The 18,088-nt window shown below is 71.6% G+C and carries 16 protein-coding genes; 8 read left to right on the forward strand and 8 right to left on the reverse strand.

All coding sequences use genetic code 11. From position 1 onward, the window contains the following. Positions 1-66 precede the first annotated feature (66 nt). Complete coding sequence (locus LG278_RS06815) at positions 67-1,965, forward strand: ABC transporter transmembrane domain-containing protein (protein WP_404392211.1); 1,899 nt, start codon at positions 67-69, stop codon at positions 1,963-1,965. Beyond that, positions 1,962-3,974: an ABC transporter ATP-binding protein gene (locus tag LG278_RS06820; RefSeq protein ID WP_404392213.1), complete on the forward strand. Its 2,013-nt coding sequence runs from the start codon at positions 1,962-1,964 to the stop codon at positions 3,972-3,974. The genes LG278_RS06815 and LG278_RS06820 overlap by 4 nt, the downstream gene beginning before the upstream one ends. A 45-nt stretch (positions 3,975-4,019) precedes the next feature. Here the strand turns inward: LG278_RS06820 and LG278_RS06825 are convergent, their stop codons facing one another. Next, entirely contained in the window at positions 4,020-5,210 is a 1,191-nt protein-coding gene (locus LG278_RS06825) for a phosphotransferase (RefSeq protein WP_404392215.1), read from the reverse strand. Between the two features lie 49 nt (positions 5,211-5,259). On the opposite strand from LG278_RS06825, the gene LG278_RS06830 reads away from it, so the two are divergent. The 3 genes from LG278_RS06830 to LG278_RS06840 all read left to right on the forward strand — a co-directional run bounded on the left by LG278_RS06830 (position 5,260) and on the right by LG278_RS06840 (position 8,059). Beyond that, the gene (locus LG278_RS06830; protein ID WP_404392217.1) at positions 5,260-5,730 is read left to right on the forward strand and encodes a MarR family winged helix-turn-helix transcriptional regulator; all 471 of its coding nucleotides are present in this window, start codon (positions 5,260-5,262) and stop codon (positions 5,728-5,730) included. Positions 5,731-5,799: 69 nt separating this feature from the next. Next, positions 5,800-7,071, forward strand: coding sequence for an NAD(P)/FAD-dependent oxidoreductase (locus tag LG278_RS06835; RefSeq protein ID WP_404392219.1), 1,272 nt, complete (start codon positions 5,800-5,802; stop codon positions 7,069-7,071). A gap of 94 nt (positions 7,072-7,165) precedes the next feature. After that, on the forward strand, positions 7,166-8,059 hold the full coding sequence (locus LG278_RS06840; protein ID WP_404392221.1) for a response regulator transcription factor: 894 nt from the start codon (positions 7,166-7,168) through the stop codon (positions 8,057-8,059). Here the strand turns inward: LG278_RS06840 and LG278_RS06845 are convergent. Further along, a complete protein-coding gene (locus LG278_RS06845; RefSeq protein ID WP_404392223.1) occupies positions 7,966-8,415 on the reverse strand; it encodes a hypothetical protein in 450 nt (149 codons plus the stop codon). The genes LG278_RS06840 and LG278_RS06845 overlap by 94 nt on opposite strands. A gap of 170 nt (positions 8,416-8,585) precedes the next feature. Here LG278_RS06845 and LG278_RS06850 point away from each other — a divergent pair, with 170 nt between their 5' ends. Together LG278_RS06850 and LG278_RS06855 are read left to right on the forward strand one after the other, a co-directional pair. Continuing rightward, positions 8,586-9,461: a bifunctional methylenetetrahydrofolate dehydrogenase/methenyltetrahydrofolate cyclohydrolase gene (locus LG278_RS06850; protein WP_404392225.1), complete on the forward strand. Its 876-nt coding sequence runs from the start codon at positions 8,586-8,588 to the stop codon at positions 9,459-9,461. A 9-nt stretch (positions 9,462-9,470) separates the two neighbouring features. Then, positions 9,471-9,785 (forward strand): DUF3017 domain-containing protein, encoded by a 315-nt coding sequence (locus LG278_RS06855; protein WP_404392227.1) that lies wholly within the window; start codon positions 9,471-9,473, stop codon positions 9,783-9,785. A 105-nt stretch (positions 9,786-9,890) separates the two neighbouring features. Here LG278_RS06855 and LG278_RS06860 read toward each other — a convergent pair whose 3' ends face one another. From LG278_RS06860 to aqpZ, 6 genes are all read right to left on the reverse strand, one after another. Continuing rightward, positions 9,891-10,880 (reverse strand): malate dehydrogenase, encoded by a 990-nt coding sequence (locus tag LG278_RS06860; protein WP_404392229.1) that lies wholly within the window; start codon positions 10,878-10,880, stop codon positions 9,891-9,893. Positions 10,881-11,074: 194 nt separating this feature from the next. Continuing rightward, on the reverse strand, positions 11,075-11,884 hold the full coding sequence (locus LG278_RS06865) for a hypothetical protein (protein WP_404392231.1): 810 nt from the start codon (positions 11,882-11,884) through the stop codon (positions 11,075-11,077). Then, positions 11,881-12,531: a SatD family protein gene (locus tag LG278_RS06870; protein WP_404392233.1), complete on the reverse strand. Its 651-nt coding sequence runs from the start codon at positions 12,529-12,531 to the stop codon at positions 11,881-11,883. The genes LG278_RS06865 and LG278_RS06870 overlap by 4 nt, the downstream gene beginning before the upstream one ends. Before the next feature lie 43 nt (positions 12,532-12,574). Then, complete coding sequence (locus LG278_RS06875) at positions 12,575-14,335, reverse strand: glycosyltransferase family 39 protein (protein ID WP_404392235.1); 1,761 nt, start codon at positions 14,333-14,335, stop codon at positions 12,575-12,577. A gap of 1 nt (position 14,336) precedes the next feature. Continuing rightward, positions 14,337-16,031 carry a glycosyltransferase family 39 protein gene (locus tag LG278_RS06880; RefSeq protein ID WP_404392237.1) on the reverse strand — a complete coding sequence of 565 codons (1,695 nt, stop codon included), beginning with the start codon at positions 16,029-16,031 and terminating at the stop codon, positions 14,337-14,339. Between the two features lie 46 nt (positions 16,032-16,077). Then, on the reverse strand, positions 16,078-16,893 hold the full coding sequence (gene aqpZ / locus LG278_RS06885; RefSeq protein WP_404392239.1) for an aquaporin Z: 816 nt from the start codon (positions 16,891-16,893) through the stop codon (positions 16,078-16,080). 205 nt (positions 16,894-17,098) lie between these two features. Here aqpZ and gmd point away from each other — a divergent pair, with 205 nt between their 5' ends. Then, positions 17,099-18,085, forward strand: a complete 987-nt coding sequence (gmd, locus tag LG278_RS06890; protein WP_404392241.1) for a GDP-mannose 4,6-dehydratase — start codon at positions 17,099-17,101, stop codon at positions 18,083-18,085. Positions 18,086-18,088: the final 3 nt, after the last annotated feature.

Here is an 18,088-nt window from a genome sequence, read left to right on the forward strand (position 1 = left end):
GGCCGATCTGCCCGGGGCAAAAAGGATTGGGGCGGTGTCGGTGGCCCGGCCTAGGGTGGACGGGCCATGCGAGACTTCCCACCCGTCACCCGGGCCTACACCGAACGCGGCGCCGACGAGCCCGACACCCGCAGTCCCCTGAGGTTCCTCTGGTGGATGGTGCGGGCCAACGGCGCGCTCTTCTGGGTCGGGCTGCTCGTCGCGCTCATCTGGATGGTGCCGCAGACCGTCGGCCCGTGGATCGTCGGTCGGGCGATCGACACCGGCATCGTCGCCGGCGACTCAGCCCAGACCACGCAGTGGATCGTGCTCCTCGCCGTGGTGACCATCATCGGCGCCGCCAGCGGCATCGCCTTCCACACCGTGATCGTGCGCGAGTGGCTCATCGCGCTCTACGGCACGACCAAGCTCGTCACCCGCAAGGCCCTCCAGCTCGGTCACGTCCTGACGCGTCGTACGCCCACGGGCGAGGTGCTGTCGGTCTCGGGCAGCGATGGTGACCAGTTCGGCGCCCTCATGGAGGTCACGACGCGAGCCGTGTCGCAGCTCGCCGCCTACCTCGTCGTCGCCGGCATCGTCCTGACCACCTCCGTGCGCATGGGCCTGCTCGTGCTCCTGTCGGCGCCGCTGCTCGTGCTCCTCGGCGCCCCGCTGCTGCGCCCCATGCAGCGCTGGCAGGGCGTCGAGCGCGCCCGCAACTCCGAGCTGACCTCGATGGCGACCGACATCGTCGGCGGCCTGCGCATCCTGCGCGGCATCGGGGGCGAGCAGACCTTCGGGGGCAACTACGCGACGCAGTCGCAGCGGGTCCGGGAGTCGGGTGTGGCCGCGGGCCGCTGGCTCGCCGCCGTCGAGTCGGTCGGCGTGCTGCTCTCCGGCAGCTTCGTCGTCGCCCTGATGTGGCTGGGCACCCGCGAGGTGGCCCAGGGCCAGCTCACCGTCGGCGAGCTCGTCAGCTTCCTCGGTTACGGCCTCTTCCTCATCCAGCCGATGCGCACCTTCGTCGAGTTCGCGCAGAAGTGGACCCGGTCGGTCGTCTCCGCCCGCAAGGCCGTGGCCGTGCTCTCCCAGCGCCCGCCCTGGGTGCACCCCCACGTGCCCGAGCGACTGCCCCATCAGGCCCCCATCGTCGACCGCACCTCGGGTGCGACGATCGAGCCCGGCCGCCTCACCATGGTCGTCTCGGCCGTGCCCGACGACTGCGCGGCGCTCGCCGACCGCCTGGGCCGCTACCTGCCGAGCGAGGAGGGCGCGCTCGTCAGCGACGAGATCCCCGAGGAGCTCAAGGGTCGGGCGGCCCGCCGAGAGCGATCGGCCCGCGCCCGGGCCCGCGAGGAGCAGGCCTGTCTCGACGACGAGCGGGCCCGCCAGGCCTGGGGCGTCACCGTGGGCGGGGTCGACCTCGCCAACGTCGAGCTCGACGAGGTGCGCGCGGGCATCCTCGTCAGCGACACCTCGCCCCAGATCTTCGCCGGCACGCTGCGAGAGGCCGTGGACCCGCTCGGCCGCCTCAGCCGCGAGGAGGCCGAGCGGGCCCTGCACACCGCCGCCGCCGAGGATGTCTTCGACGCGCTCCCCGGCGGTTGGCAGGGCGAGCTCGAGGAGCGAGGCCGGGGCCTGTCCGGCGGCCAGCGCCAGCGCCTCGTCCTCATGCGGGCGCTCGCGGCCGATCCCGAGGTGCTCGTGCTCGTCGAGCCGACCTCCGCCGTCGACGCGCACACCGAGGCCCGCATCGCCGAGCGCCTCGGAGAGCACCGCCGCGGCCGCACGACGGTTGTCATGACCGCCTCGCCCCTGCTGCTGCACCACGCCGACGAGGTCATCCTCCTCGAGGGCGGCGTCGCCACCACACGGGGTCGTCACGCCGACCTGCTCGCCGGCTCCGCGGCATACCGCTCGGTCGTCGTGCGTGGCGCCGAGGGCGCCTCCGTGCCCGCGCAGCCCGACAGGGAGGAGGCGCGATGAGCCGCACCGACGCGCTCGACAGCGCTCTCGACCCGAGGACGTATGCCGCCGGCGACCTCAGCCCGTTGCTGACCCCTGACATCGCGGCCGAGTCAGCACGCACGTGGGACGCCGTGACGCAGGCGCCCGCGGTGCCCGACGAGCTGCGCCCGGTCACGGGGGCCTCGACCCGCGAGCGGGTGTCCGCGCTCCACCGGCGTCACCTGCTGCGTGAGAGGCGGGCCCAGGAGTTCGTCGCCGACACGATGAACGCCCGCAAGGGTCTGCCCATCGCCGACAACCACCAGGTGATCCGCTTCATCGGGCGGCTGCTCGCCGACCATCGCACCCTCGTGGTGGCGGTCGTGCTCGCCAACGCGCTCGCAGCGACGGCGGGCCTGCTCGTGCCGCGACTGCTCGGCAACCTCGTCGATGCGACCGTGGCGGACGTCGCCGCCGGTCGCGTCGATGCCGCCCTCGCGGGCGCCAACGCCGCGGCCCTCGTCGTCGCGGGGCTCGTCGTCATCCAGAGCCTCTTCACCTTCGCCGCGAAGATGAGCTCGACGGTGCTCGGCCAGAACGTCCTCGCCAGCGCCCGCGAGTTCATCGTGCGCGCGATCCTGCGCCTGCCGCTCTCGCGCGTCGAGAGTGCGAGCTCGGGCGACCTCGTGACGCGCGTGACCCGCGATGTCGGCACGATGAGCGAGAGCGTGCGCTGGGCCCTGCCCGAGTCGATCATCGCGAGCATCACCGTCGTGCTGACCCTCGTCGCCATGGTGAGCAACTCGCTCGCGCTGTCGTTGCCGTCGATCGTTCTCATGGGGCTCGCGCTCTTCCAGGTGCGCCGCTACCTGCAGCGCGCGCCCAAGGGCTATCTCACCGAGGGCGGCACCTACTCGCGCATCAACACGACCCTCACCGAGACCGTCGAGGGTGCCCGCACGGTCGAGGCGCTGGGGCTCAGCGAGCAGCGGCTGCGCCGAGGCGACGACGACATCGAGGTCTCGGGCCAGGCCGAGCGCTACACGATGACGCTGCGCAACCTGCTCTTCGTCGTCATGGACGTCGCCTTCAGCATGCCCCGGGTGCTCGTGCTGCTCTTCGGAGCCATCGGCTACACGCAGGGCTGGGCGACCCTCGGCCAGCTGACGACGGCGATCCTCTACGCCGAGGCGCTGTGGGGGCCGTTCGACATGCTCGTGCACACGGTCGACCGCGTGCAGGTCGGCATCGCCTCCACGACGCGACTGCTCGGCATCGCGACAGTGCCTCCCGACCGCGAGGCGGCACCTGACCGTCCCGTCGGGCGCGACCTCGTCGGCCACGACCTGCGCTACGCCTACCGACCGGGCCACGACGTGCTGCACGGCATCGACCTCGACCTGCGCACCGGCGAACGTCTCGCCATCGTGGGGCCGAGCGGCTCGGGCAAGTCGACGCTCGGACGGCTGCTCTCGGGCATCCACGGGCCGCGCACGGGCACCGTCGCCGTCGGTGGCGTCGAGCTGACCGCGCTGCCGCTCGACGTGCTGCGCACCGAGGTCGCGCTCGTGACCCAGGAGCACCACGTCTTCATCGGATCGGTCCGCGACAACGTCGTGCTCGCCCGCGAGGGGTCGAGCGACGAGCAGGTGCGGGCGGCGCTCGGTGCGGTCGACGCTCTCGAGTGGGTGGACCGTCTGCCCGATGGCATCGACACCCGCATCGGCTCGGGGCAGCAGGTGCTGACGCCGGGGCGGGCCCAGCAGATCGCGCTCGCGCGACTGATCCTCGCCGACCCGCACACGATCGTGCTCGACGAGGCCACCTCCCTCATCGACCCGCGCACCGCGCGGCACCTCGAGGGCTCGATGAACGCGCTGCTGACCGGCCGCACGGTGGTGGCGATCGCGCACCGGTTGCACACGGCGCACGACGCTGACCGCATCGCCGTCGTCATCGACGGCCGGGTCGTCGAGCTCGGCAGCCACGACGAGCTCGTCGAGCGCGAGGGCGAGTACGCCGCCCTCTGGCGGGCCTGGACCTCGTAGGTCCTCAGCCAGTCGAGTGGCCGCGTCGTCCCACCCGTCGCGGCCTCATCGGGGCCCCTCGACTCGGGTTGGCGCGGGGAAGCCCAGGCGGGCCTTGATGACCGGAGCCGTGAGGTCGAGCATCGCTCGGGTCAGGCGGACGCGCTCGAGCGTCAACAGGGCGAGCTCGTCACCAGTGACAGTGCTCGAGGCCAGCTCGTCCGAGGGCAGCGCGGTGAAGACCGATCGGGCGAAGAGCGAGCCGAGGTAGCCGAAGCGCACGTCGTCGGCGCCGACGGCATACCCCTCGTCGGCCAGACCCTCAAGGTAGGCGGGGAAGATGACCGCGTCGATGGCCCTGATCTCGGAGGCGGGGGTCAGTCCGGCGTGCATAGGTCCGACGAGCAGCTGTCCGAGGTCGAAGCCGACCGCGAGGAGCGACCCGAAGCCCCAGTCGATCACGACGAGGTCGTCCTCGCCGTCGCAGATCAGGATGTTCTGCACGCTCGCGTCCCCATGCGCGAAGGTCTGCGGCAGCCGGTCGAGCTCGGCCAGCACGGGCAGGGCGAGGTCGAGCATGGCGAGCAGATCGCCCCGCAGGTCGTGGTCGCCGGTGGTTGCCACGGCCTGCATCATCGCCGGGTGTGCCCAGAGGTCGTCGTCGGCGAGCTCGGCACTCGCTCCGACGAGGACGCGACCCTCGACGAGATAGCGCAGGGCGGCACCGCGGGGGAGCTGGCGACAGATCTCGGGGAGTTGCTCGTTGACCTCCGCGCCCTCGTGGCGCCGGGCGGCCAGACGACCGAGGAGGTATGCCGCTCGGCCGAGCTCGTCTGTCGACCACGGCCCGGTGCGCTCGTCGACGAGCTCGGACCAGAGGCAGATGTGGTCGTCGTCGAAGTGCTCGTGGTGGCGAAGCTGGGGCATGCGCATGCCGTCGGGGAGCACACCCGCGATGCCCGACAGGGCCATGTCGAGCTCGAAGCGCCACGGGAAGGTGGTGAGGAAGAAATCGCGCGGCGGCCCTTCGGGGATCAGCTCGAGGCGGGGCCAGAGCCGAGGGTGGCGCAGGAGCTTGACGAAGGACCGCGCCGGCGGAGTCGGGGCGTGTGCCACCTCGGCCCTCCAGAGTCCGGCGGTCGCGGGGGAGCCCCAGGCGTAGTCGACGGCGGCGAGCGTCACGCTCTCGGCTCCGACGCCCGCCAGGCGCGCCGTGACGGCGGCGATGTCGTGCTCGTCGACCGGCAATGTGCCCACCCCCTCAAGTAGTAAAGCACCTTGACCAAATCGAGGATAGAGTCGGACCATGGTCTTGCGCAAGGACGAGCGTGCCCGCGACGGGCCTGGACCCGACGACTATCCCGACCACCTCTTTCGCTGGGCAGACGCGGTCGGTCGCCGCCTCAACCACGAGATGCGCGAGCTCGCACCCGCCCATCTCGTCGCCATCGGAGGTCGCCGATCGCGACTGCTGCAGATGATCCCCGTTGACGGCATGCGGGTCACCGACCTCGCGCACCGGTCGGCCGTGACCAAGCAGGCCATCGGTCAGCTCGTCGACACGCTCGAGGCCCAGGGCCTCGTCGAGAGTGGCCCGTCAGAGGGGGACAGGCGGGTGCGCTGGGTTCGCCGCACCGCGGCGGGTGACCGGGTCGTCGAGGAGACTCTCGCCCTCATCGAGGCCGCGCAGGACCGGCTCCGGGCGCAGGTCGGCGCGCGCCGCTACGACGTCATGGTCGACACGATGCGCGAGCTCGGACGCGACGTCACCTGGTGATCGTGTGGGGCTCCGGCGCGCCGCGGCGGTCCCCTCGACGGACCGGCGCGGTCGTGTGACAGTGGGGCCATGAGCAGCGCGGCGAGCAACGGGACGGACCGGACGGCATACGTCATCATCGGCGGTGGGCTCACCGCCGCCAAGGCGGTCGAGGGCATCCGCGAGCACGACGAGAAGGGCAGCGTCGTGGTCGTCACCGAGGAGGAGCAGGTGCCCTACGAGCGGCCACCGCTGTCCAAGGGAGTGCTCAAGGGTGACGACGACGTCGACACCGTCTACACCCACCCCCAGTCGTGGTACGCCGATCACGATGTCGAGCTGCGGCTCGGCGACCCGGCCACGTCGCTCGACGCGGAGGCGCACGTCGTGACCCTGCGCAGTGGCGAGTCCCTCTCGTACGACAAGCTCTTGCTCGCCACCGGATCGTCGGCTCGAGCCCTCGACGCCCCGGGCGCCGATCTCGACGGCGTGCTCTACCTCCGGGAGCTGCAGGAGTCCACTGCCCTCAAGGAGGCCCTCGTCGACGGAGCCAGGGTCGTCATCGTCGGCGCCGGATGGATCGGCCTCGAGGTCGCTGCGGCGGCCGCTGATGCCAAGTGCGCCGTCACCGTCGTCGAGCCCCAGGCCGCGCCCCTCCTCGGCGTCATGGGTGAGCATGTGGGGGGCTGGTTCGCCGACCTGCACCGCTCCCACGGCGTGGCCTTCCGCTTCGGCGAAGGGGTGGCGCGCATCGAGGGGACGGGCCGCGTCGAAGCGGTCGTGACGACGGCGGGGGAGCGCCTCCCTGCGGACGTCGTCGTCGTCGGCGTGGGCATCACGCCCAACACCGGGCTCGCGGAGGGAGCCGGGCTCGACGTCGACAACGGCGTCGTCACCGATGCCCGGCTGTGCACGTCGACCGACGGCGTGTGGGCGGCCGGCGACGTGGCCAGCTGGGAGAGCACCGCCCTGGGCACGCACGTGCGGGTCGAGCACTGGGCCAACGCCAACGACGGTGGTCTGGCGGCGGGCCGCTCGATGGCTGGCGCCGACGTGACCTACGACCCCATCCCGTTCTTCTTCTCCGACCAGTACGACGTGGGGCTCGAGTATGCCGGCCACGTCGCGCGCGGGTCCGGTGCCGAGGTCGTGCTGCGCGGCGAGCCGTCGAGCAACGAGTTCATGGCCTTCTGGGTGGTGCCCAAGGGTGCAGGCGTGCGGGTGCTCGCCGGCATGCACGTCAACGTCTGGGACACCATCGACACCGTGCAGCAGCTCGTGCGCGACCGCACGGTGGTCGACCGGCAGCGGCTCGCGGACACCGGTGTCCCGCTCGACGAGGTGGCCAGAGCGGCCTCCTGACAGCTCGGAGGCGGCAGCGAAGCGGTTGGCCGCGCCGTACCTGGCCGGTGTCATTCCCCCACGGACGTGACGAGCTGCCGCCTACTCTGTTGCGGTGGACGAGCACACCCGATGGATCCGGGCGGCCTCTGAGATCCTCAACGCGCCGACACCGCAGCGCGCGCACGACCTCCTCGTCGACGAGCTGATGCGCGAGACCCACGCCGACGTGGCGACCCGGGTCGGACTGTCGCCCCAGGATCCGCAGGCCATCGCGATCAGTGTCGAGGCCCGCGAGAAGCTTCCGCCGCGCGAGCACTGGCCGGTGGCGGCCCAGGCGCGGGCGCACCCGCTCGCGCAGTACTACGGGACGACGACAGACCACTCACCGGTCCGGCTCACCGACCTCATCGAGGCAGGCTGGACCCTGGACGATGACGCCCACGATGCGATGGCTGCCCTCGGCATCACGGTGCACCAGATGACCGTGCCGTGCGACACGCACCGAGGCGACTTCGACGGCTGGGTCGTGCTCAACGAGGGCGGCTTCGGCAGCGAGGATCTCGCCCGGCTCACCGATCTGCACACCCTGCTCGTCGGCCTCGACCGTCACATCCGGCTCTTCACCGCCGCGGTGGGAATGGGCGTGCCTGACCCCGGGGACGCACCCTCGTTGACGCCGAGGGAGCGATTGGTGCTGAGCCTGCTGGCGAGCGGGTCGACGGCGGAGGGCGTCGCCGCGCGGCTCATGATCTCGCCGCGCACGGTGCACAAGCACCAGGAGCACCTCTATCGCAAGCTCGGTGCCTGCGACCGGCTCTCCGCCGTGCTCGCCGCCCAGCGGCTCGGGCTGCTGCCCGCCGGCGGGAGCGGGCGCGCAGCCTCCCTGTCTGCGCACCCGCACCCCGATCGGCGCTACTCCTCGGGGAGCTCCCAGTCCGGGGCGCATTCCGCCATCCCGTCGACGACGGCCATCGTGAGCATGCCGAAGTCCTCGTCCGAGAGGTAGTTGAACGGCTTCGGTTCCATGCCCTTCTTGTAGTACGCGCCGCTTCCCACGGTGGCGCGTGACTGAATGAGCGGCTCCTGGGTCACGTCGTTGGCGACCATCCAGTCCTTCACGGCGTCGTCGGCGACGTAGCCGCACTGCTCGGCGTACTCCGGCCCGATGATGAACATCGTGCCGAGGTCGCTGAGCGGCACCCAGGGCGTGTTGCCCTTGAGGTGCTGCTCGTAGGCCTGGGGTTGCCAGTAGTCCCGGTAGCAGTGGTGGGCGGACGCCACCGAGGAGCCGGCGAGGGTGATGGCGGCAGCTGCGGCGGTGACGGTGCCGGTCCGGCGCAGGATCTTGCGTAGTGCTCCCATGCTCACATCTCTCTGTGCGAAAGGTGGCCCCCCGAGCCCGGCGCGGGTTCGCGCCAGCGTCAAACACAGTCTGGGTGGCGGCAACCGCTAGCAAAATACGCAGACCTGCGTATGCCGCTGACGTTCTGCCGCTGTGAACGTCCCGTTGTGCGCGTGGCAGGATGGGCGCCGTGACGGCACGCATCCTCGACGGCTCGGCCACCCTCAAGTCCATCAAGCTCGAGCTCGCCGAGCGGGTCGCCCGCCTCGCTGAGCGCGGCGTCGTGCCCGGTCTCGGCACGGTGCTCGTCGGCGATGACCCGGGCAGCCACTGGTACGTCAATGCCAAGCACAAGGACTGCGCTGAGATCGGCATCACGAGCATCCGGCGTGATCTGCCCGCCACCGCCACCCAGGCCGAGGTCGAGGCCGTCATCGACGAGCTCAACGCCGATCCGGCCTGCACCGGCTTCCTGGTCCAGCAGCCCACCGGCCTGGACGAGATGGCACTGCTCTCACGGGTCGACCCCGAGAAGGACGTCGACGGCCTGCACCCGACCAACCTCGGCTGGCTCGCGCTCGGCAGGCCGGCCCCGCTGCCGTGCACCCCGATGGGGTGCATCGAGCTGCTGCGGCGCTTCGAGGTGCCCATTGCCGGCGCCAAGGTCGTCGTCATCGGCCGCGGCCTCACCGTCGGCCGTCCGCTCGGCCTCATCCTCACGCGCAAGAGCGAGAACGCCACCGTGACGCTCTGCCACACCGGCACGCGCGACCTGGCCGCCGAGGTGGTCCAGGCCGACATCGTCATCGCTGCGGCCGGTGTGCCGGGCATCGTCACCCGAGAGATGGTCAAGCCCGGGGCCGCGGTGCTCGACGTCGGCGTCAGCCGCGTCGACGGCAAGATCGCGGGCGACGTCGCGCCCGAGGTCGCCGAGGTCGCCGGCTGGGTGAGCCCTAACCCCGGGGGAGTGGGGCCCATGACCCGAGCGCTGCTGCTGTCCAACATCGTCGACGCAGCCGAGGCGCATCTCGCCGCAGCCTCCGCTGATTCCACCCGGCAGGGCTGAGCCCCGCCGATGCAGTGGCGCGGCAGCGGCTTCGTCGTCCTCTCCTGGTGGTGGCTGATCGCCACCATCGTCGGGACGGGGGTGCTCGTCATCGCCTTCGCGGACCTGCGCTGGGGCGGTCGCATCATGGCGGCGGGCTTCCTGCTCGGGGCGGTGATCCGGCTCGTCGCCCGGCCGGCCCGCAAGGCCGGCGGCCTCAACGTCCGCTCTCGCACCCTCGACGTCGCCATCCTCGCGGCGCTCGGCGTCGCGCTGCTCGTCGCCTCGGCGACCGTGCGGCTCGATGACCCCGTGACCCGTTCGTCAGCCAGCGTGACCCGCTGACCCGACGCGCCGGCATACCCCGTGGTTGCCGTATGCCGTCGGGCCCGTCACGCGCGAAGGGCGCCGACCCGCAGGTCGGCGCCCTCCGTCACACGTCTAGCCGGATCAGATGAGCCCGAGCCCCTTGACGGCGTCGCGCTCCTCGACGAGCTCGGCGACGGAGGCGTCGATCCGGGCGCGCGAGAAGTCGTCGATGTCGAGGCCCTGGACGATCTGCCACTGACCGTTGCTCACGGTCACCGGGAAGGAGGAGATGATCCCCTCCTGCACGCCGTAGGAGCCGTCGGAACGGACCGCCATCGACACCCAGTCGCCCTCGGGAGTGCCCTGCACCCAGGTGCGCACGTGGTCGATGGTCGCCGAGGCGGCGGAGGCGGCCGAGCTCGCGCCGCGGGCCTCGATGATGGCCGCCCCGCGCTTGGCGACGGTCGGGATGAAGGTGCCGGCCAGCCAGTCCTGGTCGCCCACGGTCTCGGCGGCGTTCTTGCCGGAGACCTCGGCGTGGAAGAGGTCGGGATACTGCGTCGCCGAGTGGTTGCCCCAGATCGTCATCTTCTTGATCTCAGTGACGGGGACGCCGAGCTTGGCCGCGAGCTGGCTGGTCGCCCGGTTGTGGTCGAGGCGCGTCAGGGCCGAGAAGCGCTCGGTCGGGATGTCGGGCGCGTTGCTCATCGCGATGAGGGCGTTGGTGTTGGCCGGGTTGCCCGTCACCGTGATGCGGATGTCGTCGGCCGCGACCTCGTTGAGGGCCTTGCCCTGGGGCGCGAAGATGCCGCCGTTGGCCTCGAGCAGGTCGCCGCGCTCCATGCCCGGACCGCGGGGGCGGGCGCCGACGAGCATGGCGAGGTTGACGCCGTCGAAGACCGTGGCCGCGTCGTCGCCGATCTCGACCTTGGCGAGCGTCGGGAAGGCGCAGTCGTCGAGCTCCATGACGACGCCCTCGAGCGCCTTGAGGGCGGGCGTGATCTCGAGGAGGCGCAGCTCGACCGGGGTGTCGGGGCCGAGCAGGGCACCGCTCGCGATGCGGAAGAGGAGGCTGTAGCCGATCTGGCCTGCGGCGCCGGTGACGGCGACCTTGACGGGGGTTGTGCTCACAGGAAGAGGCCCTTCACGTCGGTGTGTCGCTGGACGCTCCGACGCTACCAGTGCGTGCGGGCGCCACCTCCCGGGGGAGTGCGGGCGCGGGTGCGGCCTTGGTCACGCCCCCCGCCCTGATCGAAAGAGCAATCCGCCCCCGGCCGCGCGAGCGCGCGGCACCCGTCGACGCGGCGGATTGCTCTTTCGATCGGTCAGGCCGCGAGGGCGAGGGTGGCGAGGGCGATGAGCCAGCTGACGAAGCTGCCGACGAGGAAGTACTCGGTCACGTCGTCGATGCCGGCAGGCCCACCCGGATAGCCGCCGGCGGCGTTGCTGCGGGCCGCCGCCTGGATCTCGGGGAAGCGCAGCAGCCCCTTGGCGGCGATGACGATGCCCGCGGCGCCGAACTCGCCGGCCAGCCCCAGGCCGAGGATGACGAGTCGCTCCATGGGTCCGAGCAGGCGCCCGCCCTTGAGGCGGTCGACGGGCTGGCCCGGCCCGGTCGGAGATGCGGCCGGCGGGAAGGTGGGCGCCGCGGCAGCAACCATGTCGGGACGCAGGGCCCCGATGGCCAGCAGCACGAGGCGCACGATGACGTTGGCCGTGGCGACGTTGAACGCGACGAGGCCGGCGAGCACGAGCAGACGGGTGGGGCTCGGGTCCGTGTCGCCCGGCAGGTCGGCCCACGTCAGCCAGCTCGCGAAGGGCCCTCCCGGCGTGCTCGCCGGGCCCGAGAAGCCGAGCAGGCCGACGACGAGCAGGGCGAACGAGGCCAGCGCGGCCAGCGCGCCGTAGCCAGTGCGCTGGGTGCGGCGGGAGAGCTCCATCCAGCCGGCCGCGACGACGCACCCGAGCAGCAGGGCCACGACGTCGGGCCAGGCGTCGACGTCGGTGAGGACGGCCACCACGGCGACGACGACGGGGGTGGTGACGTGAGCGACCAGCCGGGCGTGCGGCCAGGAAGCGGAGCGAACCAGGTCGCCGACACCGAGGCCGATGAGCACGATCGACAGCCAGGTCACGGCAGGTCCCAGAGCCGCTGCATCGACTCGAGCGCCACCCCGATGCCGTCACGGCGCACCCGCTGCGAGACGGCCGACGGGCTGAGGCCCAGGCGGTCGGCCAGGTCCTGCTGCGTGTGGGCGCTCATGAGGCCTCCGAGGATCTCGCGTGAGGTGGTCGACATCGACCCAACCATGAAGTCCAGACAGTCGAGCGCCGACTGCACCGCGGACACCATCGCGGGAGGGTCGTCGGGTCCCAGGTATGCCGTGCGCGACGTGCGCGTCTGCGCCTTGCGGGCGCGCTCCTCCGCCGACGTGATCGCGTCTCGGGCGCCCCAGTAGGCAGGTCCGTCGTGGATGCCACGCACCGGGTCGAGCGTCGTGACCGCGCCTCGGCCGAGCCCGAAGCGCACGTCGGTGCGTGGGTGCAGCGCGGTGCGCACGACGAAGCTGGCGTGCAGCGCCTGTCCGAGCGTGGCGTAGACACCCTGGAACTCGTCACCTAGCGTGATGACGAGAGGGTCCTGGCTGGCGACGGTGCTGTTGGCCTTCGCGAGAGCCTGCGAGAGCTCGTCGTGCAGGGCCTGTCGGTCACCTCTCGTGCGGGAGCGCACGATGTCGCCGATGAGTGCGACAGGTGAAGCACCTCGCTTCAACTGGTCCATCTGCAGATCATAGCTTCACTAACGTCAGATGAAGATATTCACTTCATCGAGCCGGGCAGTTGAGGTCCGTGCGTCGCAGGGCCAGCTCGAACCCGGGGCCCAGAGGTGCCCAGACCTGCTCCGCCGCGATGACCGGGCCCTGCCCGGGGACGGTCGGGTCCGTTGCGGGACCCGATGCAGTCTCCTGTGGCAGGTAGGTCGACAGAGCACAGACGTGCGGGTCCTCGAAGAGGGCGGTGACCCAGAAGGAGCTCTCGGTCAACGTCGTGGGCTGCATGACGATCGGCGCGGTCTGGTGGAAGCCGAACCACTCGAGGCCTGCATCGACGGTCTCGGCGGCGAAGCCTGCCGACACGGCGCGCTCCCCGAGACGCCACTTGGCGCCGTCGAGAGCTGCCGACCCGACCACGAGAGAGGTGCCGAGTCCTGCCAGCACCACGAGGCCGGCAGCGACGCCGACCGTGGCGACGCGAGCGCTCCGGGGCCCTGCACCGCCTGGCTCGAGGCGGTGACGGATGGTCCACAGGATGACGGCCGCGGCATACGGGGTGATCGGCATGAGGTAGCGGTCGAAGATGCGGTTGTGCACGGCGACCCCGATCGCGAGCACGATGGCGGCCATCGTCACCGTGAACGCGAGGCTCAGCACGAGCTCCGGGGGGGCAGCCCGCAGTCGAGCGAGTAGCAGGGCCCACCCGCGCCGGTGGAGGAGGCCACGCAGCTCAGCCCATGCCACGGTGGCGAGGATCGTCGTGCTGAGCACGGTCACCGCGACGACCAACACCCAGATCACCGGGGTGACCACGACGGGCTGGGGCCCGCCGACGGTCTCGGGGTAGGAGCCGGAGGCGGTGACGTAGTTGCCGAGCAGCACGCTCCCCTCCGTGGCGACGACGCCCGCGAGCAGCACGCCGCCGGTCGTGGCGGCAGCCACCCAGTGCCGTCGCACGAAGGCGCCGCGATCTCGCCGGACGACCAGCACCGCCACGGGCGACATGAGCAGGCCGGTCGTGTAGATGGTGCGGACGAGGACCTTGACCTGCTCGGGTCCGGGCACGCGCACCGGCCTCGAAGGACTCCCCGTCACGAGGCCCGCACGCCAGGCGAGCAGGGCGAGCGCCGCAGCGACCCAGACGGCCCCGGCACCGAGGATGACGGCCCGGTCACGACGACTCCGAGCCCGCACCAGCGCGACGACGACGACAGCGATCGTGCTCGCGACGGCATACTCCCGGATGGTGAGCGCCGCGAAGCACAGGACCAGGGACCCGGCGAACCACGCCCACCTGACCCGAGGTCCCCGCAGCGCCACCGCGGCACTCGCGAGGGCCAGCGCCTGGAACGTGAAGGCCGGCACGTCGGACATGAACGTCGTGGACAGGGTGCCCCACAGGGGCCCGAGAGCCAGGGTCGCCACGGCCAGCGCTGCAGGCACGCGGCCGAGGAAGCGGCGGATGAGCAGCCAGGCGGCCCACAGCCCCACGGCCCCGCAGATCGCCACCATCACCTGGAGCGCCGCCATGCTCGGACCGAAGACGGCCATGACCGGGGTGGCCAGCGCGATGAGCCCGACGAGCATCGTGCTCGTGAACGGGTCCGGGGAGAAGCCGCCCTCGGCGTAGGCGTCGAAGGCGACGCGGTAGTAGGTCCAGTCGTCGTTGCGCGACACCCCGAGAGCGCCGAAGCGCGCCGCGATCGCGAGGTACAGGCCCGCCAGGGCGAGGCACGCGACCGCAGCGAGCCAGCGCTCGCGACGAGGAGGTCGCTCCGGCAGGGCTGAGCCGCTCCGGGCTGGCACGGTCATGTCAGGGCTCTCCGTCGTCGGGGCAGTCGAGATCGACGGGTCGGGCAACGAGGTCGAAGCCACCGCCGAGCGGGGCCCACACCGAGGCCCGCGCGACCACGTCGCCCGCGCTCACCGGCGACACGCCCCGCTCGTGCGACACCATGACACAGACCCGGGGGTGGTCGAAGAGCCGGCTCACCCAGAAGGGATGCCCGGGCAGCACCCGCGGACGTGGGTCGATCGGCTGCTCCTGGTGGAAGCCGAACCACTCGAATCCAGCGTCGATCGTCGCCGCGCTCCACCCGCGGGACTCGAGCTGCTCGCCGAGCCGCCACTTCGCTGCGTCGAACTGCATTGAGGTGACCAGCAGCGAGAGGGCGACCGCGGCGACGAAGCCCGTCACGAGCCCCGAGGCCCAGGCCGCCACCCGTCCGGGCGCTTGCTGCGCGTCGACGCTTCCCTCGCTCTGCCACGCCCAGAGGATCGTTGCCGCCACCGCCGGCACGACCGGCACGAAGTAGCGGTCGAAGAAGGGGCTGGTCGTGAAGACGGCGAGGGCGAGGGTGAGCGCGACGTATGCGGCGGCATACGTCATCGTGACGGTGGCGGCAGCAGGCCGACGCGGCGTGAGCGCTCCCGCACGCCGGCGCGCGCGCACGCGATCGACGGTGGCCACTGCGAGCACGACGGCCGTGACGGCGCTGACGACCGCGACGGCCACGACGAGTGACCAGACCGCGGGCGTGACCACCCACGGGCGCACGCCAGCAACGGTGCCCGTGTAGGAGCCGCGAGGTCCGACGTAGTTTCCGAGGAAGACGCCGCGCAGCAGCTGGGTGCCGCCCACGAGCAGCACGGTCGCAGCGACCGTCACCCATCGGTGCGCCAGCATCAGGCGGGCTCCGCCGCGGAAGAGCACGTAGAGCGTTGCCGGCGACACGAGCAACGCGAGGGTGTATGCCGCCCGGCCGGCGAGGCGCAGGTCGTCGAGGTCGGGCAGCGGGCGGAGTGTCAGACCCGGGCCGGGGAAGGCGGTCGAGCGCCAGACGTAGAGAGCGGCCGCGGCCGCGAGCCACCCGAGCCCCAGCGCGACGGTGAAGCGGCGGTCGGCGCGCCCCGCGCGCCACCACGCCGCGGCCACGATCGCAGCCGCTGCGGCGACGGCATACTCGCGGATCGTGAAGCCGGCAAAGGCTGCGAGGAGTGCGACCGTCAGCCACGAGCGGCTGAGCCGGTCCCCGTGCAGGGCGCGCGCGGCGAGGAGCAGGGCGAGTGACTGGAGGGCGAAGGTCGGGACGTCCGTCATGAAGGTGGCGGTGATGCCGGCGTGGATCGGCCCGAGGGCCAGGGTCGCCACAGCGAGGAGTGCGAGTCCTGGGCGCAGGAAGCCGCGCAACAACACGTAGGTGCACCAGAGTGCGAGCACGCTCAGCACCGCTGTGAGCAGCTGGAGCGCAAGCATCGACGGACCGAACACCGCCATCAGCGGCCGGGCGAGGGCGATGTGACCGACGAGCATGGCGCGCGTGTAGGGGTCGGGTGCGAAGCCGCCCTCCTCCGCGGCGGCGAACGCGACACGGTAGTAGACCCAGTCGTCGTTGCGCGAGATGCCGAGTGCGCCGGTGCCCGCAGCCACCGCGACGACCAGGCCCGCCCACGCCGCGCAGACGACGGCGGCGAGCAGGCGCTCGCGGCCGGTCACGGGCCCGGGCACGCGCGGACCGTCGACCGGGGCGGACGGGTGGGAGGTCAGGCCGGGCTCAGTCGTCGAGGACCGGGTTGCCGGCCGCGTCCCGGGCTGCGTTGTCGACGTCGTCGGTCGAGCCGTCGATGTCCATGTCAGCGCGGTCCTCGCCCGTGATCCAGGCGAAGGTGGCTCCCGCGATGAGGGCTCCGACGATGGGGGCGACCCAGAACGCCCAGAGCTGGAGGCCGGCGTCGTTGCCGTTGAAGAAGGCGACGGCCGTCGAGCGGGCCGGGTTGATCGACCCATTGCTCACCGGGATCGCAACGAGATAGGCGACGAGCAGACCGAAACCGATCGCCAGTGGCGCGAAGCCCTTGGGGGCGTCGGACTTGGTGGCCCCGAGGATGATGTAGACGAAGAAGGCCGTCACGAGGGCCTCGACCACGAGGACGGCGCCGAGACCGAAGCCGCCGGGGGAGTGCTCTCCGAAGCCGTTGGCCGCGAGGTTGCCGGTGACCGGCAGGCCCCGGCTCTGGACGAGACCGGCGAGGGCGCCACCGGCGAGCAGGCCGCCGACGAGCTGCGCTCCGATGTAGGCCGGCACGTCCTTCCAGTCGAAGCGGCGGGCCACTGCGATGCCGATCGTCACGGCGGGGTTGAAGTGGGCGCCGGACACGTGCCCGACGCCGTAGGCCATCGTGGTGACGGCGAGACCGAAGGCGATGGCCACGCCGAGGTGGCCGATGCCGTAGTTGACCGGGTTGCCGTCGGAGAGCGCAGCGACGATGAACTTGCCGTTGAAGATCGCCGAGCCGCAGCCGATGAAGACGAGCCAGAAGGTGCCGAGCGCCTCGACGGCGAGGCGCGAGCGCATCTTGGGGGTGTACATCCTGGTCTCCTCCAGCACGACGGTGACGGTCGGACAGCGGCAGGGCGAGCGCCGCCCCGGCAGTCCGGTGCTGGCAGCGTAGTGGACCGCCGAAGGACCCTCGACGACGCGAGGCCGAGACGATCGGGGCGATTTCGGCTGATTCTCCACCCGCCGGCTGCCGCATCGGCCACACTCGAACCTTCTCAGGGGAACGGGGTCCTTCATGCGGCGCGCACTCATCACCGGCATCACCGGCCAGGACGGCCTCTACCTGGCGGAGAGTCTGCTCGCCAAGGGCTACGAGGTGCACGGTCTGCTCCGTGGCCAGAGCAACCCGAAACGACCGCTCGTCGAGCGGCTCGTGCCGCAGGTGCACCTGCATGCCGGGGACCTCACCGACCAGTCGAGCCTCATGCGGGTCATGGCGGCCGTCGACCCGCACGAGGTCTACAACCTCGGCGCCGTCTCCTTCGTCGCCTTCTCCTGGGAGAACGCCCGGGTCACGAGCGACGTCACCGGGCTGGGCGTGCTCAACATGCTGGAGGCGGTGCGGCTGCACTGCGGCGACGATCCGCGGCGCGTGCGCTTCTACCAGGCGTCGAGCTCGGAGATGTTCGGCAACGTCTTCGAGGTGCCGCAGCGTGAGACCACGCTGCTGCGGCCGCGATCGCCCTATGCCGTCAGCAAGGCCTACGGACACCACATGACGATCAACTACCGCGAGTCCTATGGCATGCACGCGTCGTCGGGGGTGCTCTTCAACCACGAGTCACCCCGCCGCGGCATCGAGTTCGTCACGCGCAAGGTGTCGCGTGCGGTCGCCCGCATCTCGCTGGGACGGCAGCAGACGATCGCCATGGGCAACCTCGACGCCCAGCGCGACTGGGGCTTCGCGGGCGACTACGTCGAGGCGATGTGGCTGATGCTGCAGCAGCCCGAGCCGGACGACTACGTCGTCGCCACCGGTGAGACGCACTCGGTGCGTGAGCTGCTCGACGCCGCGTTCGGTCGCGTCGGCATCAGTGACTGGCAGCCCCACGTCGTGCTCGACCCGGCCTTCCTGCGGCCGGCCGAGGTGGACGTGCTCACCGGTGACGCCTCGAAGGCACGCGCCGTGCTCGACTGGAAGCCCAAGGTGGCCTTCGAGGAGCTCGTCGCGATGATGGTCGACGCGGATCTCGTTGCGGAGCAAACCGATTCGCCATACTGACTC

It is taken from the genome of Humibacillus xanthopallidus (assembly GCF_044793955.1).
GTDB lineage: Bacteria > Actinomycetota > Actinomycetes > Actinomycetales > Dermatophilaceae > Humibacillus > Humibacillus xanthopallidus_C.